Below are 22,908 nucleotides of genomic sequence, written 5' to 3' on the forward strand. Positions count from 1 at the left end.
GGTGCTGATTATGGGAGATGAAAAGATAACAAGAGCTGAATTGGATTTGCTTTCAACTGCCATTAGCCGAATTGTTTCCACGGAGGTACTTGAGAAAACCATACCAGATCAGTTGCCTTTGATGGGTGACCTGCCAGATACAAACAAGAGTTTTTGCGGCAAGGTATCCATACTTTTTGTAGATATGCGTGGCTCAACAAAATTACCTGAGAAATTCAACACAGAACAATTAGTTAAAATCTATCGAGGATATATCCGGACAGTTGTACAAGCTATTCGTTATTCAGGTGGCGTAGTTAGAGATTTCATGGGCGATGGTGTGCTTGCTGTATTCATCGATGATGAAGATGGTAAATCCGAAGATAAGGCTGTACACGCAGCTAGGTACATTACAACTACTATTGATAAGTTTCTCAACCCTGTGTTGGATCAAAAAATCAAACACAGAATTTCCTGTGGTATTGGTATACATACTGGAGATGTTTCTCTTTCCAAGGTAGGGATGAAGGGGAAAGAACAAGATGATGAAGCCGAAAATGAGTTTGGTATAGCTTGGATTGGTAACAGTACAAATCTGGCGTGCAAGTTTAGTGGTGCCGTAGGTGGCGGTGCAATCTTCATAAGCCCATCTACTTATGCTGTGCTTTCTGATATAGAAGGCAAACAAAAGTGGGAGAAGATTGAGATTTCAAAGGGCAGCAACGTGCTAAATGGCTATATAGCTAAGCAATACTACTTACAGCTTGATGAAGATATAGAGCCTTGCGTTGCTGAAAATGATAGCACAACCGTAAGTTTGGTAGATGAATTGAAAGCGGAGTATCAAAGGCAACTTGCTGATATAGCAAGAAAGTCTGAGGAGCTTGGACAAAAGGAACAGGAGCTTAAAGAAAAAGAGCAAAAATTGAATACAAAGGCGCTAGAAGTAACTCGAAAGGAAAATGGAAATTGCACGACAGAAAGAGCACTTCAGGAGCATGAATATCTGTTTTATTGTAATGTGTTGGGTAGTGGTCATTGCAAGTCGGCGTATGTAGAAGCAATGGGAGACATTTTTTGGGAAGATTATTTGCAAAAAGCTATTGAAGCCGGCAAAAAAATTGGGGAAAATGAGCATGAGATAAAGCAGAAAATAAGCTATGCACTAGTGAGCATCTACGTGGATTTAGAAATGTATGATAAGGCATACGACTTTTTAGTAGAGCAAGCTACCGGGTATGCATGGCTAAATCTTTCTGTAGTACAAAACATTGTCAAGCACGTTGGATATTGCGATAGGCTTAAGTCTGCGCTATATACAAGGCTTGTAAAAAACGACTTAACTCCAGAAGATAGAAAAGACTTTGAGCAGATAAAAGATTGGCTAGTTTTTGAGTATAAAAAAAGATAGGAGTGAAACGGTGTCTATTAACCCATATAGAGAATTTGTCGCAAGTATATCTCCAACTGAATTTGAAGTGCTTTGTTTAGAAATATTAAATAGCTATGCAGAAGCTGAACATTTATCAAAGTTCTCCATTCAACATAATGTTCATATCCCCACAGACGATGGTATATATCAAATAGATATTTACGCAAGTTTTATCGCAATGGGAGTTGAATTTAAAGTCATAACTGAATGCAAACGATATTCTAATTCCGTTTCCCGTGAAAAAGTTGCGGTGTTAAATGATAAAATAAGAAGTCTTGGTGCACATAAAGGAATTATAATTTCAACATGTGGTTTTCAAAGCGGAGCATACGAGTACGCTAAAAAGCACGGAATAGCGCTATTACAGATTATCGATAAAAACGTACTACATATTATGAACGCTGCCAATCCAAAAACGGAAGAACAAATCAATCTTATGCTGGAATGGAACAAATGTATGCCAAAATACTATGCAAAAGAATATGATTCAATGGATTTCCCAGATAGATCAATCTATCCCTCCCCCAAAATGTTAGAAGAAATACGACGAGATTTTATTTTAGCGCACCCAGAACTGTTAGCAGAGAAGAACTGAAGAAAATCCATTTCGCCTAATGTTTATTACTAACTTATTTTACTAAGTAGTGAACTTCCCATTATCCTACATATGCGAATCCACTACTAATAGAATACCAACAAATAACATTCATACCGAAAATCACACACAAACCACAGTAAATATATTTTTATAGTTGGTGCCAAAATAACTGTGATTTAAGCGTGAATTATGGGGTGAGTAGCAAGGTGTTAGAACTTAAAAAGCCTTGATAGTACATTAGGGACTAATGTGAATTTTCCACATTTAGCCCCTAATTTAGTGATAATTACTGTGATTTTTAGTTTTGTAATCTCAGAATGGAACCCATTATTTTATGCTAACCAATCATTTCTTCCATAAAAACTTCCGGCTATAGGGTTTAAGGAGTTCAACCAGACTTAAGCCAGGATCTAGTTGTACTAAAATTCCCTCTAAAGTTAATATGCACTTTCCAACAAGGATGAACTGGGAAGGAATATAAATTCCGTGACGATTGATAAGATAAAAGAAGTCTTGAATCGCCACGCCCATTTCTATTTTTTTTAGGTCTCTCTTTAAATGCTTTGTTCGCAAGGCTGAGATATCTTGTAAAAATTGAGTTTGATCAATATTTTCCGGCACAATCCCGATACGAGATAAGATGTCTAGAAGCTTTTGGTCCTTTCCACGAATTAATGCGGCGACAATAGCGGTAAGCTCAGAACGATTTTGATCCGTTAATGTCCCAAAGATCCCAAAATCGATTAAGGCGATTTCTCCCTGCGGTAAAATGAGGATATTTCCGGGGTGGGGGTCACCATGGAATTTTCCATCCCGTAGAATTTGTTGGAGAAGACCTTGACTTAAGTGCTTTGCGATCAGCGAATGGTTATATTCTAATTTCTCGGCAGTGGGCGTCTTAGGACGGGATAGATCAGTGATAATTTGATAAAGTGGAATTCCCGGGATAAATTCCTGGGTGAGGACGTTAGAATGGGAGAATTCCCAATAAACCTTCGGAATGATAAAAGCGCTACGCTTTTTCACCTGGGCTAACGTTTCCATATTTCGCCCTTCATTCGTAAAATCAAGCTCTTCCAGAAGGGTTTTAGAAAACTCATTATAGAGGGTTCGGATGGGATAGAGTTTTTCCCATTCCGTCTTTTGCTCAAATTGAGCCACAAGGGTTCCGAAAATCTCTAAATCGATTTGTGCGACTTCCCGAATACGAGGGCGTTGGACTTTTACAGCCACTTTTTCACCGCTATTTAGAATCGCCTGATGCACCTGCCCAATGGATGCTGCAGCTAAAGGCTTTGGATCAAATTCTCGAAAGACCAAATTCATTCGTTGCTGGAGGGAGTTTTCAATGACTTGCTGAACCTCTAGAAAGGAGAAGGGGCGGACCTGATCTTGAAGTTTTGTTAACTCTTTGACAAGGGGTTGAGGAAGGATATCGGATCGGGTACTGGCCAATTGACCCATTTTAATAAAGGTTGGTCCAAGCTCAGTAAGAGCCCCGCGAAGACGCGCTCCAATTAGCGCCAACTCCGCTTCTGTGTAATTACGATTTGGCCCTCCAAAGCCAGGTAGAGGGAGTGGAATCTGCTCCACAACCCAGTACCCCAGGCCGTAGCGGATGAATACGGAGATAATTTGTGAATATCGTGCTAAATGACTCATTGGTATTCCAAACATGCTTAAGGTCCCCACTTCTTGAGAACTAGTTACTCCATTGAACGAGATTCAGTGCTACTAAATGGCCAAATCCTTTTTGTTAAAGGCGTAAATTCCTAAACGGAGAAGAATGATGGTTCCTACGGTAAGTCCGATGATTTTTTTCGCAGGACTAGAAGTACCCTCTAAGACCTCTTGAGGCTGGTAACACTGAAACAAGGATAATTGACGTACCCAAGACAATTTATCACTGAGTCCCCCCGCCACATCTAAAGCATAAAAGGCCAAGGTTAATCCGGCGGCGAAGGTAAGGGCCATATCACGCTGGGCAAACCACGCGGAGAAAAATAGGCTATAAGCACCAATAAGCGAATAGAACGTAAACCCAAGGATTCCGAAAAGGAAATAGCGCCAACGATTAATGGAAATTTCAAAGCGGGAAGTTCCACCGTATAACCCGAGAAGTGTCGAAAGCACTAAAACTGCATTGCCACTCAAAAGCACCAGGGCTTGTGTGGAAAGAAATTCATCCCGTGAAACCGGGGTAGAGAGAAGAAAGGCCAGCGAACCGTCATCGACCATTTGTGCCAAAAGCTCATTCGCCGACTCCACATTATATAAAACCATTAGCATAGCCCAAATTCGTGCGAAAAATTGACCCGAAATAAAGGCCTCGAAGGTATCTACCCGTGCCTCCTCGGAAACTCCGAAGACCGTCTTCACAGCCGAGGGTATATCCTCAGCGATTTTCGTTATGGCTGGATTCTCGGATATTACGGGATAAACCCAAGTTAAGAGTCCTTCATAAAGAATGATTCCTGTTGAGAGCTTGGCGATTTTTTTACCGTTCTGCTTCATCATTGCTCGAAATATTGCCCGATTCAAACGCTATCCCTCCTTAACTTGAGCGGTAAAACTGCATAAACGCTTCTTCCAACTCAAGTGAGCCTTGTTTAAATCGTTTGATATGGACTTGGGCCAGAGTTTTCCACAACTCGTCCTGTTCTCCTGAAACAAGGATCGTAAACTTGAAATCTTCAAGGGGATTGAGGAATAACCCGCTTTCCCTGAGAATCTGGGCATCTTCTTCACCCTCAACCTCGACTTCAAAGGTTTGGTGTTCCTTTTGTTTAAGCAAGGTGATATCCTGAACGGCTAGAAGTTCACCCTCACGAATTATGCCTACCTGTTCACAGGTTCTTTCAATCTCGGAGAATTGATGAGAGGACATAAAAATGGTTTTCCCTTTTTTCTTCTCCTCAAGAATCAGCTCGATAAAGGTCTTTTGCATTAAGGGATCAAGACCGGAGGTTGGTTCATCCAAAATCAGAACAGGGGAGTCCAGCATCAACGCGGCAATAATCCCTAACTTCTGCTTCATTCCCTTAGACATTTTCCGTATGAGTTGTCTAGGGTATAGGTCAAGAGAAGCTAAGAGCGTTTTGCGATTTTTATGAATCACCCTAGACTCTCCATGCATGCCTTCGATAAGATCTAAAAATTCCTCGCCAGTTAGCTGTTCCATGAAGTGGAGTTCGCCCGGAAGATAACCAATCAAGCGTTTTAACTCAGTGCGATCTTCCCAGCAATCTAATCCACAAATGCTTGCACTTCCATGATTCGGCTGCATAAAACCCATTAGAACACGAATGGTGGTCGTTTTCCCGGCACCATTGGGTCCTAAGAAACCAAAAGCAGTCCCCACGTCAACCTGAAAAGAAAGTTTTTTTACCCCCCGACCTTCGCGATAGATTTTCGTAAGCTCATTGACCTCAAGCAAGTCCTTACCACCTCTTCGGAAAACCATTTACTTCCATACAATATGCATATTGGAACGAAAAAGTTTTCCTAGTTTCTGGCAAAGAAATAGTGTGAAACCTTAAAGGGTAACGGCATAACCTCAATTTCATGATATCCGGTACTGTTAAGAAGCTGGATGATATCCTCTTCGTAGGGCAACCCTTGAAAATCTTCATGACAAGCGAGGAAAAAACTCATTAAATTTTGCGGAATATGCGTTTGGATAAAGGGTAGGGAAGAATGAGTGCCACGTAAGGCCGTCAATATTCCGATCCTTCCTCCTGGAGCAAGCCATGTTTTTAACTGTCTTAATAGCTCAATACGCTGATCGGGCGCGAAATAGTAAATATTATTATTCAGTAGACAACAGTCGTACTTTTCGGGTGGTGGAGTAAGATTAAGGATGTCAGCGCATTCAAAATGAAGCCTGCCTTCAGACGATAGTGCAAGTCCCTGTGCTCGTTCGATAACGGAGGGATTGATGTCGACTCCTAACCCTTGAATATTCGGAAATTCCTTGCAGAGCTTATGCAGATAGAAGCCTTCCCCGCAGCCCACATCGAGAATTCTTAGCCAACGTTCTTTTTCGCATCGTCCTTTAAGCACGGGCCACACGAAAAACTCAGATGCTCTTGATGCTCGAGAAATAAGCTCATTTTCCATTTCACTTTCCATGTTCACAGGGGCGGTGAAACCCTCGATACGGCTAGGTAGCTCAGCAAAAACGGGTCCCCAATAGAGGACGAATTCCTTATACATAGCCTCTAGCCCATAATCACGATAGACATCAATAGCCTTGCCAACTCGGCTTAAGCGGTATTTATCCTCATGTTTGTGAAGCAGGTTTTGAAGCTTAGCTTGCTCAAGCCAATGGTCCAGTAAAATCGGGTCCCAATTCGGATTAAGCGCCAATAACTCTTCTTTAGAGTGCTCTTCTCTTAAAGCCTGCCAAAGATCAAGTTCAAATCCAGTGTGAATAAGCCAAAGAAACCCTAGACTTTCCATAAGGGTGACTGTTTTGCCAAGAAGCGTTAACATTCCAGTTTCCATCTAAAGCTCATCCTTTCATAAATAAAGCCCCTGTGGAAACAGGAGCTTTTAACAGTTGTCATAAGGTTTGGCGGTGCCTCCTTGGAATTGGCACATTACATCTTATGCTTAGGACAATGTTTGGTGTGTTTAGATAGAAAAACAAAAGGGAATGCAGAAAGCACGTGAAGACGAAAAAGTCCTCACGTGCTTTCAACAAAACAAGGGCAGATGTTTACATATAATTGGTATATAATATACGCGTAGATTACGCAATGTTAAGCAGCGTGGTGGGGTAGAACTATTAGTTAAGATGTCTTTCTGTGCAAAGTCAAATATCTATGAGACCAAGGAATAGTCTACAATAATGAGAACTACAATAATTTAGAGATGGAGAAGATCATGGAATTTAGAAGGGCAGCCTTTGCCGACATTAATAGTATTATGAAAATCATCGAGCAGGCCCAGGCTTATTTTAAGGAAGCAGGAATCAACCAGTGGCAGAATAATTACCCCAACGCCGAGATAATAGCGGAAGATATCGATAATAACCACAGTTATGTGTTAGTAAATGACGGAAACGTGGTGGCTACCGCGGCAGTTTCCTTCGACGGCGAAGCTACCTATGACATCATCTACCAAGGGCAGTGGCTTAGCGATCATGATTATGCTGTCATTCATCGCTTGGCGGTTGATGACGTCTATAAAGGACAAGGAGTGTCATCCCTAGTTATCAATAGTGTGGAGCAGCTTTGCCGGAATAGAGGAGTGGAAAGTATCAAAGTGGATACTCATGAGGGAAACATAGCTATGCAAAAGCTGCTCCGAAAAAACAAATTCCAGTACTGTGGGATCATCTACTTAAAGGATGGGAACAAAAGGATAGCCTTCGAGAAAATACTTAGTCCTGATAATACATAAAGAATACCATGGAGCCGGTATTAAGATCGGAATCAAGTCCACTCACCTTGCGCACATGATAAACTTGTCCGCCAAAGGCTCTGGCCTGATTATCCACGATATAGGCATAGTCATGTCTTTCAGGATTGACCCACCCCATAAAAGTATAAGTGTGGGCATTATCGACAGTAAAAACAATATCCCCCGGCCTTAAATTCTTGATATTGGTATCTTTCTTAAAGCCTAGCTTTGTGAGATAACTGCTGAATTTCCCGACATTGGCCATGGAATTAGGAATATTAAAGCCCATTCTCCTTAAAGCCTCGGATTGGAAATAGACACAGTTATTGATCATTATCCCTGAGTGGAGAGCTACGGCTCTATTATGAACGGATACCTGATTTTCTGGGTTGAGCATATAGTGATAGAGTCTGGCTTGTATGGCTGAGTGAAAGCTACTGGCTGGATAACTGTATTTATAGGTGTTTTTGTTAAAAAAGTAATTTTTGTTTTTAATGGGAATAACGGCTGCTTCAAATTTTAGCCTCGAATCCACGGTGCGTACCATAAACAGGGGCGATTGAGCCTCGCCATTTAATAGATGCACAACATTATCGACCACCTCATCGGGGACGACACCGGGACCACCTAAGCCTGTAACACTTGGGGTTATGCCGTTTACATAGAGTTGTGTTAAATAAGCAGCAATAGAATCGGGTATGAATGGAGTCGTGGGATCAATCAAGAGAATAGGGTTACCCTTTTGAGCAGCGAGAGGTGCACCTGATAAAGCATCGGGATAATTTAACCCGGAAGCGATATAGATCGTTTCAGGATTGGGGGCCATTTGCTCATAAGCTTGGGCAGCTGTTTCATAACGATCATTGCCCGAAAATCGCGTCACCGTGGCCTCGGGTAGAATGCTTTGGATTTGACTCTCCACCTCGAGGGAGACCACACCGGTGCCCCCGGAGATATAAACCTGTTTAGGTTGTTGGTTTTGTAAATAGTCTTGGATAGCTAATGGGATGCTATCGTGCTTGACAAGAAGAATCGGGGCCTGGGCCTGACTGGCAAAGCTTGAGACGCTCAGCACATCGGGGAAATTTTCACCGCTGGCGATATACACCGTTCCACCCGGCTCGCTGTTCAAGGCATCAGCTGTTAAGCGATCGGTGTCATAGCGGTCTACCCCGCCAAGCCGTTCCACTGTATAACCCTTATCGGCAAAAAAACCGTCAAATTCCGCTCCGATGACACCTTCCCCACCAATGATAAAGATTTTGCCATCCAGAGATAGATGGGTCTCGATATAGGCTAAGGCATCTGAAGAATTATGGGGATGCTTATTTACCAAAAGGATGGGAGCATTCAGTTGATGTGCTAAGACACTAGCAGACAAAGCATCAGGGAAATCCTTTCCTGAAGCCAAGACCACATGATCCACGACCTGATCCGAAAACTGATTGGCGATGGCCGCTGAGGTTTGATAACGATCCGGGCCATAAAGACGAGGATTGATATCAGTACTCGCTTGAACCGGACGTGCTGTGACCGCGATCAAGATGGTTAGACATAGTGTTGGTATAGCTAAACGAATAGATTTAGTGCGAATCATCTCAATCTCCTTTGCTTGTTTGTCTGATTTTCTAGATTTTTGCCCGTTTTTACACAATAATGATATTTTAACAGACAAGCAATAGGATGTGCACCCTAAATTTCTTCCAGTCGATCTGCTTCACAATTAGCGGTGAGGGGTGAGCTGTTTCCAGTGCGTGGTTTTGTGGCGCTGTCAGGGGTGAGCGGTTTTTAGTTTTATTATGAGATGACTTGGGTTTTTTAAAGGTATAGGTGTAAAATAGAGACAGGTATAGCGAAGGATGCGGAGAGGGATGTAAGCTAGAGGCAGATGTAGAGTTTGAGACGGGTATAGAAATGTGGGTAGAAAGATATAGATTGAGACTTAGAAAGATTGAGATTTAGGAGGCGGAATCATGCTCGAAGTAAAAAAAGGCAAGAAGAGCTTTTATATCGGAGATTCAGAGGAAAAGCCGCTGGCGGAGATGACCTTTGTGCCCTCCGGCGAACATCTGTTAATCATCGACGAAACTCATGTAGGGGAAGAATTAAGTGGTCAGGGCGTCGGCAAGCTCTTGTTAAAAGAGCTCGTCGCTTGGGCAAGAAGAGAAAACATCAAGATTAAGCCCCTTTGCCCCTATGCCAAAGCGCAGATGGAAAAGAACCCAGAATATCATGATATGATCTATTAATTGCATTTGCCATATTAATAAAGGGCATTATCAACCGAAAATTCAAGTTTTCGTGTTGATAATGCCCTTTGATCGAGAGACGGACCGACATATGCGGCTATCCTTTATAAGATTAACTATGACTAGAGTCTGAACTCCCACTACTTAAGGTGTCCGTTTTTTGAGCTATTACATTCGTTTTGGGTGTTATTATTCCCGGTTTTGGGGCGTTTCCTTCGGGTACAAATTTCAAGTTATTTTTCTTACCTACAGTTGCCATAATTATTCTCCTTTGACGTTAATATAAATTTAGTTTCTTCAATAGACAAAGTTTTAACCCGCTAATTTATTCCATTAATCAGTACATACAACGGTGCTGCTCATGCAGCGTAAAGTCTTCCTTGTTTAAAATGCAGAAATAAGCAGGATAGTGCAAGAAATTGTAGAATTTATGCACTATAGCGATCAAAGCATTAGTGGCTTTTAGCCTTATCCAATGATGTTAGGAGATATGAGATGGCAAAATCTTGGTTAAAGCTTTTTGGAGAAATTGTAGATGAAGTGGTTAGTGAGGCGTCGGATGCCTTTGATAATTACCGGCAAAGTGCCAAAGAGCGTTCGATTGAAAAAGAACTAAAAGAGAAAAAAGAAGAAGAAGAGAGAAACTATCCCTTTACTTCTTTTGTTAAGAATTTCCCGAAGGATTTGATATATAAGATCGTCGACGAAACCTATAACGAGCTATCGAGGTCAAGTGGAAACCAACCCGGATTTGGGGAGGATGAGATTTTTACTTTCGCAGAGGCCTTGATGCTGTCTAAATATGATCCGGAAGTCAAAGTTCATATGGATTATCTGCTTAGTATGTTCTTTCAGAAATACATGGGGCCGGCAGATTTTTATGAAAGAATCGTCAATGAGCATTTGACAAAGAGTAAGGTAGGCATAGAAGATTGGGAGAATACTTATCAGTATCTCAGAGGGAATCATTCGTGGTTGAAATACCACAATGCAGCCACTAACAAAATGCATTATTCTTATACTTTTAAGAGTAGATTTGCTAAAGAGTTAGATGAAGTTAGCTACGGCAATATCCTATTCGAAGGAGATACCACCAATTTGGCAGACCCCTATGAGACGACTCTTAGCGATTTAAATAGGAAGTTAAGAACCGGTATTGTGTCAAGGTCTAATGATCCAGATATTGGCCTGAAACAAAAAGAAACAGAGGTTGAAATTATCATCAATCGTCAGGTAGGCTATTCAGGCTACGAAGGCTCTTATTGGAAGTCAGGTAATATTATCGAACTTCACCTAGGATTACAATGTGATTTGTATGACAGTCTCCAAACAAGTGAAGATGATTTTTGCGGTTACTGGAGTTGCGAGATACTTTCCCTAAAAGGTCATTATTATACTCACAAAGAGGAAGAGGGAGTACATTGTTATTTTGGCGAAACCACCGGTAGCGAGAAAATAGATTTACGCATGGACCAGATTCTTTCCATTGTTAATCGTTATTTTGATGAGATTTTTGGGTCGGAGAGTGTGCTTTATGGTGGAGTGCACGTTGATAAATCGAGGTGGAAGGATGATAATGATGATTATTATCCGGAAAGTAGCGACAGTAGTACATATGATCGCGATCCGAATCAATGGTCTAGGGAAGACCTTAATGAATATTATGGATACGACAGAGACTATGAAGGTGATTACGATTAAAAGAGTTTAAGGAGATCCTTTAATTATGAATACGTTTTACATGCCCACCAAAATACTCTCAGGAGAAAACGTTGTTTTAGAAAAGGCTCAAGAGTTAGCTGTTCTTGGGCAAAAGGCCATGATCATAACCGGTCGCGCCTCATCCAGACTTAATGGGTCACTGAGAGATATGGAGGAAGCTTTAAGCAGAATTTACATCGACTATGTTATTTTTGATGAAGTTGAACAGAACCCTTCACTGGAAACGATGATGAGAGCGGCAGAGCTTGGGAAAAAGGAAGATGTGGATTTTTTAGTGGGGGTCGGTGGGGGTTCTCCCCTTGATGCTGCTAAATTCGTCGGTGTTTTAATGAAAAATCCAGAGCTCAGCGGACCCGAGGTTTTTGAACGCAAAAACCTTCAGTCCATTCCAATCGTGGCAGTGCCCACGACGTCCGGGACGGGATCTGAAGTGACACAATACGCAGTGATTACCTTGCACGAGGAAAAAACCAAAAAGAATTACGGGCAAACGATTTTCCCTACCCTAGCTTTTCATGATCCGAAATATACTCTGGATTTGCCTTTGAGCGTTACGATCAATACGGCAGTGGATGCCTTGTCCCATCTAGTTGAAGGATATCTCAATCGCAATGCCAACCTCTTAAGCGATACTATTGCTGAGATGGGGATGAGAATCTGGGGTCAATGTGTGGACCCCTTACTAACGGCAAAGCTTGATGGACAGGTTCGCGAAAAGCTCATGGTGGCCTCCACCTTGGGAGGCATCTTAATTGCTCAAACAGGTACATCCTTACCTCATGGTATGGGCTATGCTCTCACCTTTAATAAAGGAGTGCCCCATGGATTAGCCAACGGCGTTATTTATGTTGAGTATTTGAGATCCTTCAAAAACAAAGCAAAGGTAAGTAAATTACCTGAGCTATTAGGTATCAAGGATTATGAATCCTTTGAAGAGGTACTTGGTCGGCTGACCATTGTAGATTCGATTACCGTAACAGATGAGGAAATTCGGGACTATTCCTTAGGAGTATTTGAAAATAAGGCCAAGCTTGCCAATCATCCGGAAGAGGTAACCTACGAGGATATTTACAAAATATATAGAGATAGTCTCAGGTAGTAAAAAGAAAACGCAGTCGTCCGGGTTTCCGAACGACTGCGTTTATTTTAAGGATATATGGCGTTTTTGGTCTAATTTTGTTGACATTGGAATTATCATGTTCTACACTTAACTTAAATTTTAGTAAATTCTGAATGATAATGCTTTTAAATAAACGCCATTTGAAGAATTTACTGAATTTATTTGTTTTGGCTCCCGCCGGTTTTTTACCAATCGGCGGTTTTTGCATAGCTGTTCTGTACTAAAAAATAAACAAGCATCAAGTATGAATGCCATGCAAATGACTGCTGATGCTAAGAGGATGGTGAGGATTGTGAAAGAGGACATAAGAAAAAGAAAGAGCTCCATTAAGAGAAAGATTATTATTGTCTTCATCTTCGCCATGCTTCTTACCACCAGCGGCATTGGTTATTTGGTATTTACCAGTTGGTCTTCTTCAGCAGAGCAAACAATGGAAAGTATGGCGAGAAATATAAGCAAGAATATTTATAATCAGATTTCTTCGTTCGTGCAGGTGCCTGATCAAATCAATAGAACCAGCCATGAAATCATTAAGAATCGCATTGTGGATTTGTCTGATGAGACCCTGCGGGACAAGTTTTTTGTTAGTGTTCTAAGCTCCTATGATGAAAAGATATACAGTTTTAGCTATGGGACAGCCCAAGGTGAATATTACGGAGCCCGCAGAAACGAAGACGGGAAAATAGAAATTATGAAAAATAATCCCAGCACAGGAGGGAATTCTTGGTATTATTCGCTGAAGGATGACTTATCGACCGGTGAACTTATCTATCAAGCCGGTAAATTTGATCCCCGTACTCGCCCATGGTATAAAGCTGCCGAAGCAGCAGGAAGACCTACCATGTCGCCTGTCTATAAGCATTTTGTCATAGATGACCTAACTATTTCAGCGGCCTTGCCAGTCTATGATAAGGACGGGAAGCTGCAGGGCGTCATGGGAACCCACATGCTTCTTTCCGGTATCGGAACGTATCTTGAGGATATTGTACAGGACTACAATGGTTATGCGGTTATTGTGGAGAAAAGTACCGGCGATTTAGTGGCCAATTCCATGGGAGCCGATAACTTTACCCTTCGCCAAGATGGTTCCTTAAAAAGTGCTAATATCCTTGATATACCAAATGCAGATATGAAGAAAGCATATGAACAGTATATAGCAGAGCAGAATCCATTCTTTGTATATCAAGGGGAGCAAGGGGCTCTTTTTGTCAGCACTCGGGATTTACATATGAATGGTGTTGATTGGCTAATCATAACGGCAATTCCTGAAGGGGTGCTTATGACGAATGTAGAGAATAATATGCATCTGACTATCAGTCTTGTCGTGCTCGCCCTAATATTGTCACTGATCATCTATAACATCGCTACCGGAATACTAATGAGGCCGATCAACAGCTTGCTACAGGTTGCTGAAGCCTTGTCCTCCGGAGACTTATCCCAGCGCGTTAAAGTGGTTAGAAATGATGAAATAGGGAACATCTCAGCAAGTCTGAACAAGGTTGCTGATAAAATGCAGCATCTCATCAACAACCTTGAAGCCAATGTTAAGCAAAGAACAGAGGAATTGCACCAGGCAAATATGACCTTGGAAGAAAATAAGGACCAGCTACGGCTTATTTTAGACTCTGCTGCCGAAGCTATCTACGGTATCGATGTGAATGGCAACTGCACATTCTGCAACCTGAGCTGTCTTAAACTATTGGGATATTCTGATCAGGAGGAATTACTCGGCAAAAATATGCACGATCAGATTCATCACAGTCGAGTCGATGGAACGCCTGCCTCCGCTGAAGAGTGCAGGATTTTCCGGTCAATCAGAGAGAAAAAAGGTATTAGTGCCGATGATGAAGTGTTCTGGAGAGCGGAAGGCACCTCCTTTAATGTAGAGTACCATTCCTATCCACAGATTAAAGACGGTGAAATTATCGGTGCCGTGATAACCTTTATGGATATTACTGATCGTAAACAAAAAGCAGAGGAAATCCAATATTTGAGTAGTCATGATACACTGACCGGTCTTTATAACCGAAGATGCTTTGAGGATTTTATCCATATAATGGATATTCCGGATAATCTACCCCTGACAGTTCTTTATTCTGATATTAATGGATTGAAGATGACCAATGATGTCTTTGGCCATGCAACAGGGGATCAGCTGATCAAGAAAACTGCCGAAATACTCCAGCAATCTTGTCGTGAGAGTGATGTTGTGGCACGTGTTGGTGGTGATGAATTTATTATTCTTTTGCCAAACACAGATCAAGCGGACGCGGAAAAAATCCTTGCCCGAATCAACCTTGGCTTCCTAGATGCGCGGGTAGCAGCTATAAAGTGCAGTATTTCCCTCGGCTTTGATACCAAAACAAGTCAGGATCAGCCCTTTGAGGAGGTCATGGCTAACGCGGAAAACGCTATGTACAAAGATAAAACTCTGAACCAGAAGACAGTTAATAAGGATATTATTGATACCATGGTTGAGACCCTGCATACAAAAAGTCCGCAAGAGAAACAACATTCCCTTACGGTGAGGGAGCTATGTGGTGAAGTCGGTGGTGCTTTAGGGCTTTCCGAATCGGAAATCAACAAGCTAAAGCGGGCGGGCTACTTGCATGATATCGGCAAAGTCATACTTGATGAAAACAGCTTAGCAAAGGACTATTTAACTGAGGAAGAGCACGAAAAAATGCGCCAGCATTCTGTAGTCGGCTACCGCATCTTAAATCTTATTGATGATACGTTGGATCTAGCGGAATATGTCTACGGGCATCATGAACGATGGGATGGGACCGGCTATCCGCGGGGGCTTAAGGGTGAACAGATCCCCCTCATACCAAGAATCATCTCGATTGTCGAGACCTATGATCGTGTGCTGAACCGGGGCGACCTTTCTCTTGGAGAACGAAAAAAGGCGGCCCTTGCCGTCATTAACAATGGTGCAGGCAAGCAATTCGACCCGCAAATTGCCGGATTGCTTGTTCAGATGATGGATGAGAAAGAGCAATAACAAGTGGATTGCTAGATTTACTTATATAAAAAAACCTTAAGGTTGTCTTGCTTATCGAGGGTGGCAAGCAGAACATTCTTTACCTCAGTCTTATATAAACTTTCTAAACTAGAAACAACCCAGCCTTCGTCCTTTTGCATTTCTGTTAACACCTTGGTATAAAGTTTACCTTCTTTAATAATTGTCTTTGGAAAATCGAAAGGCTGTGTTTTCATCTGGATAGATGAAGGTGTTAAAGGTTCGTATTTTGGATCTAAAAAAACCGAAAACTTCCCATCTGTTTCCCAAATTGCTAGGGCAACTTTCTTCACATCTTCTATTTTTTCTTCACGTAATTCTTCTAATAGCACATCGATAGATATCTTTGCTTTTTTTAATCCTTTATAGATAATCTCTCCATTTTGAACGATTGTAATTGGTGGAGGGGTAATCAGCTTTCTTACCCATGGCAATTTCAGGATGATTAAAATCGCACATTGATACAAGACCACCAATACAATGGTTGTAATGATAGACCCCTTTAACCCAAGTTTTTCGTCTGATAATGGATGGGCAATAATGTTTCCAATGACTAATGCAATTGCGAAATCAAGGGGTCTTAATTGGGAGATGGCACGTTGACCTAATACTTTAGTAACAATTAATAAAAAGAAAAAAGCTACAATAGCCCGAAGAATCCACTCAAGGTTGGTAAGCATTTCTTGGCCTTGGAAAAAATACATATATGACACATCCCTTATAAAATTGTTATTACGTAGTTTAACACTGATGTTATTTTTATAAACTAGTTAATGTTGAACTACTGCCTCATATAAGGAATTGTCGACTATAAAAACGAAGTCGGCTATGCAGAAATTGATGCCAGTTGGCAGCTAACTGTATTAAAGAAATGAAACGAAGATTGATTCTGATTATGAGTTAATCATGAAACTAAATGAGGGCAGAGGTTGATACTTAGCTAAGCATTGACCTCTGCTCTTATTATCTTGGTAAATGTTGCCACTAGAAACATTGCATGTACAAATATATACTATTAATAATGGACAACCCTCCTAAATTTTGAGGAATAAACGTATCTACATAGTGTACCAGACGACATCATAGGGAAGGGGACTTTCGGTGCAAAAATTGAAAAAGACTTTAGTGGGCTTCTTTTTAACAGCAACCCTTATTTTGTCGACGGCTGCCCCTAGTTTTGGCTATACCATCGGGAATGAGCATCGTTTAGCAGGTCAGGACCGCTATGAGACGGCTGCAACCATCGCTCAGAAGGGTTGGACACAGTCGGATGTGGCAATCTTGGTCAGTGGAGAGAATTACCCCGATGCTTTAGTTGCCACCTCCCTAGCTAAACTCCATGATGCGCCAATTCTTCTCTCAAGGAAAAGCAATTTGCCTGAAGATACTAGGCAGACCTTAAGCCATTTGGGAGTCAAGAGGGTCATCCTCGTGGGTGGTACAGGGGTGTTAGCAGAGCAGCTTCAAGCGGAGCTGCAGACGATGGGGATAGAATCAAGACGCTTAGCAGGTCAGGATCGTTATGGGACCGCTGTTGCTGTAGCTAAGGAATTGGGTGATGCCTCCGATGTAGTTATTGCTACGGGGGAGGATTTCGCCGATGCTCTGTCGATTTCCGCTATCGCTGCCTACAAAAATATGCCGATTATCTTGGTGCCAAGTAAACGCATGCCCAGTGCTACCCAAAGCTATCTTGTGGCAAACGATATAACTAAAACCTATGTGGTGGGAAGCTCGGAGATTATCAGTGACGCTGTGGCACTGCAATTTCCGAACACTGAGCGCATAACGGGAGTATCGAAATACGACCGCAATATTAATATCATCAATCGCTTCCAAGCTGACCTTCAAGGTGATCAGGTATTTTTAGCCACCGGAAATAATTATGCTGATGCTATAGCCGGCTCAGCCTATGCAGCGAAGCAAAATGCTCCGATTGTCTTGGTCACTGACATTTTACCGAAAACCACCCGAGATTATCTCATAGGCAAGCTCTCCGAGAAAGATTTGACGATCTTGGGCGGCGAAGGGGTAGTACGAGGAACGATACTGAATGAGACTGTCAGCAGTAGAGGGTCTCGTGGAGGTACAAGATCACTGGATCCTCTTTCGGATCTGGGAACCAATGAAACAAAGGTTGCCGTAGTCTTCGGCACCTCAGCCGGCCCAGTCTATAAAAGCGCTGCAGAAGCAGAAGCCAACATGATCAATGTCTCTATTGATGTCTGGAAGCTCAACTCCAAGGGAGAGAAATATGCGGCCAAAGCCACCGTAAAGTTGAATAAGGCCATTGCCGAGAGGGTTAAGTCAGTATTTCAGGAAATATTTGCAGGAGAAGAGAAATATCCGATCAACGTTGTTCAAGGCTACTCGTGGCGTGGAGGTACTTCCGAGCATAATTTTGGTCTGGCCATCGATCTTAATCCCAATGAGAACTATATGATCAACAGCAGCGGCAAGGTCGTAGCAGGCTCTTTTTGGGATCCCAATAAAAGCCCCTATTCCATAACCGAGAATGGTGATGTGGTCACCGCCTTTAAAAAGTACGGCTTTGCCTGGGGAGGCAACGCCTGGAAATCCTCGAAGGATTACATGCATTTTTCTTATTTAGGAAAATAGACATTATCCCTAAAAGATGGCATAGTCGTGATTTGCGGCTATGCCATCTTTTCATGCACATAGTACGCAGAATTACCATGGAGTAGTTGAACGATTTGTACTATAATGGAAATTACTAAATGAAGGAAAGAATTTAAATAGTATTTAAAAAGGGGGCGAGGCCAGGATGGAAAGCAGAATGGATAAATATCTGCCGATGGCAATCGATAACCGCAGATTGTCCATTATCGTCTTTTCTCTGTTCTTTTCCTGGCTGTTAGCCTTTCCCTTTGAAGGTAGGATACTGTATGCCCTAGCGGATGTTCATAATATTTCCCCCCATTCTTTTGTTTTCGGTACAATGGCAGCTCATTTTGTTGGGTTGCTTCTATCCGGGGCCTTTGTCCGAACCATGAGGACAGCCAAAAAGCTCATGCTCTTTTCTATTGTTTTTTGTGTCGTGGTATCCTGCGTGTTTTTCTTTCCGCCCTCATTTTTATGGACAGCAGCTCTGCTTGCGGCTGCATTTATGGTCGGATGCTGCGTAGCGGCCTGGGGTTATTATTTTAAAGGCTATACACCGAAAAACGAGCGTATCAAGACCATGGCGGATGGACTGATCTGCTCCAACATTCTCATGATCCTGCTCAATATGGTGGCTATTCATGTCTCTCCTTACGCGGGGCTTGGTTTTTCTATGCTCCTATTAGTTATGGCTTTCCTGTTTGCTCTCAGGCTTCCCAAAGAGGAAGAGTCGGTAAGTCCCCTACCTTTCGAGCAAAGAGAGAACCATGTCGGTAAAGTCGGCCCACTCGCCTTTCTATGCCTGTTTATTGTAGTCATCACCATCAATTCCGGTCTGATGTATCAGGTTCAGGGACCCGCTTTCGCCCATCTCGAATGGCTGACAAGCTGGTACTGGGCTATTCCCTATATCATTGCCCTATTTATTATGAGGAACCTGCCCCGAACGACAAGCCGTGTCTATATCCTTTATGTTGCTATCGCTATGATTGGCTTTTCGTTTATCGCTTTTCTGGTACTTGATCGCTCATGGGTGAGTTATCTTGTTGTCAATACCCTGATGCTGGGAGCCTGCGGTGTCTATGACCTGTTTTGGTGGAGCATTCTCGGCGAAATGCTGGACCTATACAAAAATCCTGCTAGGATCATGGGCATCGGACTTTCCGCGAATGTTTTGGGAGTAATGCTGGGTGGCCTAATCGGCAACGGGATTACAGCCTCAAGCGGACATAACCAGAATCCTACGATGCTGGCCCTAGGTGTTGTGTGCATCACTCTGGTCCTGCTTCCTCCCTTGCATAAACATCTGACCACCCAGCTGAAAAGTCATATCTATTTGACTACACTTCCTGAGATGCCAACCCAGGAACAAACCCAGCTGATGGTTAACCTCTCCGTAGCCCAGAAACTCACGGTACGTGAAGGAGAAATAGCCACCTTGCTGCTGAAGGGTAAAACTTACCGAATGATTGCCGGGGAACTGCATGTGAGTGAGAATACAGTCAAAACCCATGTAAAAAATATTTACTCCAAAACCGGAGTCCAGAGTCGAAGCGAACTCATGAACCTCCTTCTGGACATGCAGCCCTCAGAAACGATAAAGCTCTGATGAATAGCGGGTTTCAAAGCCCCTCACCCGAAAAGGTGAGGGGCTTTTCTGCGCAAAATCACCCAGTCCGGTGACGCGAGGGCAGACCTATTTTTAGTAAAATTAGAAAAACACTTGCCTAAGGAGAGGGGGATAGGTGTATGTATAGTAAATATTACGAAGTGGCAAAAGGTGCAGAAGCGGGTGTAGAGCAAATTGGCTACTCCAGCCGAATCGATGATCCGGCCTTTGCCCAATATGCCAAAAACAATAACCGCTGGTCAGCCGTTTTTGCCACGATTTTAGCAATCGCCGCCGCTATGGGCTTTTTTATCTATGGCGAAACCAAGTCTGAAATGGAAAATCCCCAGGCACTTTATATTGGGCTTGGTATCGGTGGTATGTTTTTGCTCGTCGCACTGCTCCAAATCGTTGGCAGAGAAAGAAGCAAAACCTGGGATGGTGCAGTTGTGAATAAAACCATCGAAAAGAAAAGTCGCCAACAAAGCTCCGGCAGTGGCGACAACGACTATTACGTACATTATTACACCGAATATGCGGTCATGGTCCGTGAGGATAAGGACGGGAAGATTTACCGGATGACGGCCGAGGACGACGACACTGTTTTCAACTATTATCAAATCGGTGATCGAGTACGGCATCACGCGAGGTTAAATTCCTATGAGAAGTACGACAAATCCAAGGACAGCATTATTTTTTGCAACGCTTGCGGCACATTGTGCGATATACGTGATGACCATTGCTTCCGATGCCAATGCCCACTACTGAAATAATCAATTGCCTCGAAGGTTTCATAGAAAAAGTTTTTAGGAGGTAAGAAGTATTGGAACAAACAAGAATAAAAAGATGGCTAAGTGGGTTGCTGATCGTAGGATTGATATTCTCACCGTTGACGGGATGTTCAAAACCATCAAAACCAACAAACGAGCTTACTGAGCAGAAACCCGGTGAGTTAACAAACATGCTGACTAAGGAAAATACGCGTGTCGGTTCGGATACACTGGCCCTAGATATGGGAGAGTTCCCCCTGGCTCAGGATGCCCAATGTGAAATAGTCCCGGTGGAAAACCCTTCTCCTTTGGAGGGCGTGGAAATGAAAGCGTATTCCTTTGAGATCTCTACCGATGAGGAGCTGCTTTCCGTGATGAGATTGACCCTGCCCTATGATGAAAGCATGCTAGCAGGCCAAAGCCCTGAAGGGAGCGTTTGTGCCGCCTATTTCAATGAAGATACGGATCAGTGGGAGCCGGTACCTTTTTCCATCGACGAGCAGACCAAGACGGTGACCATATATACTGACCATCTTTCCATCTATGGATGTTTTGAGGTGAACAATGAGAACACGCGGAAGGCTTACGCTGCCTATGCAATCCCGGCTTTTGCGAAAAGTAAAATGAAGGGGTTAAATGCCGATGCCGTGATTACCAATAGTGTTCAAAACGGAGGGAATCCCGACAGCAGTGCGGTAGAGGCGGGGCTATCGGTTCTAGATTTGTCGCTGGCGATCAGTGGGGCGGGTCTGGAGACGGCTGGACATATTACCGGTGCTCTGGGCTCAGGAGGAGCAGGGTCTTCATCCCTTTTGGGCGACATCAATGAACGTCTGGGTGATCTAGGTCTGCTATGTTCTATTGCTCAAGTCTCCTATGGGATGTACAACGTTTATAACGGAGATCAAAAAGCGATATTTCCTTGCTATGCCAATGCGTTAAAAACCGGAATCGGGTATACGGCGGGAAAATTGGGTGCGAGGTTGTACAGCCTTGCCTCCCTAGGAACCCTAGTCATCGAGTTATCCCTGAATGAGTTTGCGGAGACTGCTTGGACGGGCAGGCAGGATATCTATGAAAAGGCCTATTCCCTCTATTATGAATCCCCTAGTGCCAAGAGAGATGCTAGAGCATGGGCGGCACTTTTTATCAGCGCTAAAGAGGGCGCTACCACACCAGAGAAATATCGACTGCGGGTTGAAGGGCTGGTACAGCGGTACGCCGATCAGTTCTGGCAGGATGAACTAGAGGTTGCCGCTTATCAGGAAGAGGCTCAAAAGCATGGGTTTACCGGTGGCGGTGGACTCAATGAGACCATGAAGCAGGACATCTCCAACCGATATCGTGATGAGTTATTTCGTACGGTCATCCAGGATGCCTTTAAGCTGATTGCTGAAAAAGAGGCTATGTCGGCTGAGCGAGCTTTGCTTAAAGAACTGAACGCCATCAAAAAAGAGCTAAATAAAACCTGTACCGTTGAATTGATCGATACCACCGTATCCGGCGATAAGCCGACTTCCGGCCTGGCGGGCTCTGTGGTCTATATAGATGTACCTGATACTGTGACAGATGCCGATAGCTGGAGTGTCACCCTCGATTCAGAGGGTAGAGGTAAGATCACTTTTACAGTGTTGGGATTTCTCATGGCGGGAGCGCCAAGGGAGCTGAAGCTGTATGAAGCGGGATCATCTCAGTCAGCCGCGCCGGATATGACCCTCCCCTTTATGGCTGCCTACCCCACCACCGTAGTTGAGCTCAGCAGCCCCGACGAGGAAAAGCCCGAGCCGCCTAAGGCACCGCCGGTAGAAACGGCAACGACGCCACTACCGCAGCCAACAGCCAAGAAATTTGCCTGGGTACTGGTGCAAACCATAAACCAAGATGACAAAGCGAATACCGAAAACATGAACAAGGGTGGTATATATCAAGTCGGCGCAACCGCCTCTCCGGGCAGCTACACTTTCTCATCAAAATACATCGGTGAGACGGATACCTATCCTGATCCTGACCAGATAAGCGGAGAAGGCTATGCTATGAAGCTCGATTTCTCAGTTCCGCCTACAGTGATACAAGGTGGCGAAAAGATAACGCTAAGCTTTAACCTCGCTTTTACGCAGCAGAACGTCTCCTATTTTGATGGAAACGGAAGCTGTCGGGCCGATCTGGACAATACGCGATTTGTCAACAAGAATGGAAAGAGCTTCTTTGAAATCTATTGCTCCCTTAAATACAGCAATAAGAATGTCCTTTCTGTCAGCGATACAATCACCGCAAAAGCACCAAACGGCGGCTCTGAGGGAGATAGGATTGAGCTATGGACTAGTGGACCAAGCGGTCATATTGGCACAGGCTACATTTATGAATGGAAAATGCAGTAAT

General features: G+C 43.2%; 17 protein-coding genes. 11 read left to right on the forward strand and 6 right to left on the reverse strand.

Going from position 1 to position 22,908, the window contains the following annotated elements; genetic code table 11:
• Positions 1 to 10 precede the first annotated feature (10 nt).
• Together AAC978_RS07495 and AAC978_RS07500 are read left to right on the forward strand one after the other, a co-directional pair.
• A complete protein-coding gene (locus AAC978_RS07495) occupies positions 11 to 1,390 on the forward strand; it encodes an adenylate/guanylate cyclase domain-containing protein (protein WP_341547420.1) in 1,380 nt (459 codons plus the stop codon).
• Positions 1,391 to 1,400: 10 nt separating this feature from the next.
• Positions 1,401 to 2,006: a restriction endonuclease gene (locus tag AAC978_RS07500; protein WP_341547421.1), complete on the forward strand. Its 606-nt coding sequence runs from the start codon at positions 1,401 to 1,403 to the stop codon at positions 2,004 to 2,006.
• Positions 2,007 to 2,354: 348 nt separating this feature from the next.
• Here the strand turns inward: AAC978_RS07500 and AAC978_RS07505 are convergent, their stop codons facing one another.
• The 4 genes from AAC978_RS07505 to AAC978_RS07520 form a co-directional block, all read right to left on the reverse strand.
• The gene (locus AAC978_RS07505) at positions 2,355 to 3,671 is read right to left on the reverse strand and encodes an ABC1 kinase family protein (protein WP_341547422.1); all 1,317 of its coding nucleotides are present in this window, start codon (positions 3,669 to 3,671) and stop codon (positions 2,355 to 2,357) included.
• A gap of 72 nt (positions 3,672 to 3,743) precedes the next feature.
• On the reverse strand, positions 3,744 to 4,550 hold the full coding sequence (locus AAC978_RS07510; RefSeq protein WP_341547423.1) for an ABC transporter permease subunit: 807 nt from the start codon (positions 4,548 to 4,550) through the stop codon (positions 3,744 to 3,746).
• Positions 4,551 to 4,563: 13 nt separating this feature from the next.
• The gene (locus AAC978_RS07515) at positions 4,564 to 5,445 is read right to left on the reverse strand and encodes an ABC transporter ATP-binding protein (protein ID WP_341547424.1); all 882 of its coding nucleotides are present in this window, start codon (positions 5,443 to 5,445) and stop codon (positions 4,564 to 4,566) included.
• 68 nt (positions 5,446 to 5,513) lie between these two features.
• Positions 5,514 to 6,515, reverse strand: a complete 1,002-nt coding sequence (locus AAC978_RS07520; protein WP_341547425.1) for a class I SAM-dependent methyltransferase — start codon at positions 6,513 to 6,515, stop codon at positions 5,514 to 5,516.
• Between the two features lie 381 nt (positions 6,516 to 6,896).
• On the opposite strand from AAC978_RS07520, the gene AAC978_RS07525 reads away from it, so the two are divergent.
• A complete protein-coding gene (locus AAC978_RS07525) occupies positions 6,897 to 7,415 on the forward strand; it encodes a GNAT family N-acetyltransferase (protein ID WP_341547426.1) in 519 nt (172 codons plus the stop codon).
• On the opposite strand, the gene AAC978_RS07530 is transcribed toward AAC978_RS07525, so the two are convergent.
• Positions 7,396 to 9,012 (reverse strand): cell wall-binding repeat-containing protein, encoded by a 1,617-nt coding sequence (locus AAC978_RS07530; protein ID WP_341547427.1) that lies wholly within the window; start codon positions 9,010 to 9,012, stop codon positions 7,396 to 7,398. The genes AAC978_RS07525 and AAC978_RS07530 overlap by 20 nt on opposite strands.
• 376 nt (positions 9,013 to 9,388) lie before the next feature.
• Between AAC978_RS07530 and AAC978_RS07535 the strand changes: the two genes are divergently transcribed.
• The 4 genes from AAC978_RS07535 (at position 9,389) to AAC978_RS07550 (ending at position 15,510) form a co-directional block, all read left to right on the forward strand.
• Complete coding sequence (locus tag AAC978_RS07535) at positions 9,389 to 9,664, forward strand: GNAT family N-acetyltransferase (protein WP_341547428.1); 276 nt, start codon at positions 9,389 to 9,391, stop codon at positions 9,662 to 9,664.
• A 495-nt stretch (positions 9,665 to 10,159) separates the two neighbouring features.
• Positions 10,160 to 11,365 carry a hypothetical protein gene (locus tag AAC978_RS07540; RefSeq protein WP_341547429.1) on the forward strand — a complete coding sequence of 402 codons (1,206 nt, stop codon included), beginning with the start codon at positions 10,160 to 10,162 and terminating at the stop codon, positions 11,363 to 11,365.
• Between the two features lie 25 nt (positions 11,366 to 11,390).
• Positions 11,391 to 12,485, forward strand: coding sequence for an iron-containing alcohol dehydrogenase family protein (locus tag AAC978_RS07545; protein ID WP_341547430.1), 1,095 nt, complete (start codon positions 11,391 to 11,393; stop codon positions 12,483 to 12,485).
• 265 nt (positions 12,486 to 12,750) lie between these two features.
• Positions 12,751 to 15,510 carry a diguanylate cyclase gene (locus AAC978_RS07550; protein ID WP_341547431.1) on the forward strand — a complete coding sequence of 920 codons (2,760 nt, stop codon included), beginning with the start codon at positions 12,751 to 12,753 and terminating at the stop codon, positions 15,508 to 15,510.
• 17 nt (positions 15,511 to 15,527) lie between these two features.
• On the opposite strand, the gene AAC978_RS07555 is transcribed toward AAC978_RS07550, so the two are convergent.
• Positions 15,528 to 16,232, reverse strand: a complete 705-nt coding sequence (locus AAC978_RS07555) for a DUF421 domain-containing protein (RefSeq protein ID WP_341547432.1) — start codon at positions 16,230 to 16,232, stop codon at positions 15,528 to 15,530.
• A gap of 397 nt (positions 16,233 to 16,629) precedes the next feature.
• Between AAC978_RS07555 and AAC978_RS07560 the strand changes: the two genes are divergently transcribed.
• From AAC978_RS07560 to AAC978_RS07575, 4 genes are all read left to right on the forward strand, one after another.
• Positions 16,630 to 18,147: a cell wall-binding repeat-containing protein gene (locus tag AAC978_RS07560; RefSeq protein ID WP_341547433.1), complete on the forward strand. Its 1,518-nt coding sequence runs from the start codon at positions 16,630 to 16,632 to the stop codon at positions 18,145 to 18,147.
• A 166-nt stretch (positions 18,148 to 18,313) separates the two neighbouring features.
• Positions 18,314 to 19,759 (forward strand): LuxR family transcriptional regulator, encoded by a 1,446-nt coding sequence (locus tag AAC978_RS07565; RefSeq protein ID WP_341547434.1) that lies wholly within the window; start codon positions 18,314 to 18,316, stop codon positions 19,757 to 19,759.
• Between the two features lie 140 nt (positions 19,760 to 19,899).
• The gene (locus AAC978_RS07570) at positions 19,900 to 20,532 is read left to right on the forward strand and encodes a hypothetical protein (protein WP_341547435.1); all 633 of its coding nucleotides are present in this window, start codon (positions 19,900 to 19,902) and stop codon (positions 20,530 to 20,532) included.
• A gap of 50 nt (positions 20,533 to 20,582) precedes the next feature.
• Positions 20,583 to 22,907 carry a hypothetical protein gene (locus AAC978_RS07575; protein ID WP_341547436.1) on the forward strand — a complete coding sequence of 775 codons (2,325 nt, stop codon included), beginning with the start codon at positions 20,583 to 20,585 and terminating at the stop codon, positions 22,905 to 22,907.
• Position 22,908 lies beyond the last annotated feature (1 nt).

The organism is Desulfitobacterium sp. THU1 (assembly GCF_038181555.1).
Taxonomy (GTDB): domain Bacteria; phylum Bacillota; class Desulfitobacteriia; order Desulfitobacteriales; family Desulfitobacteriaceae; genus Desulfitobacterium.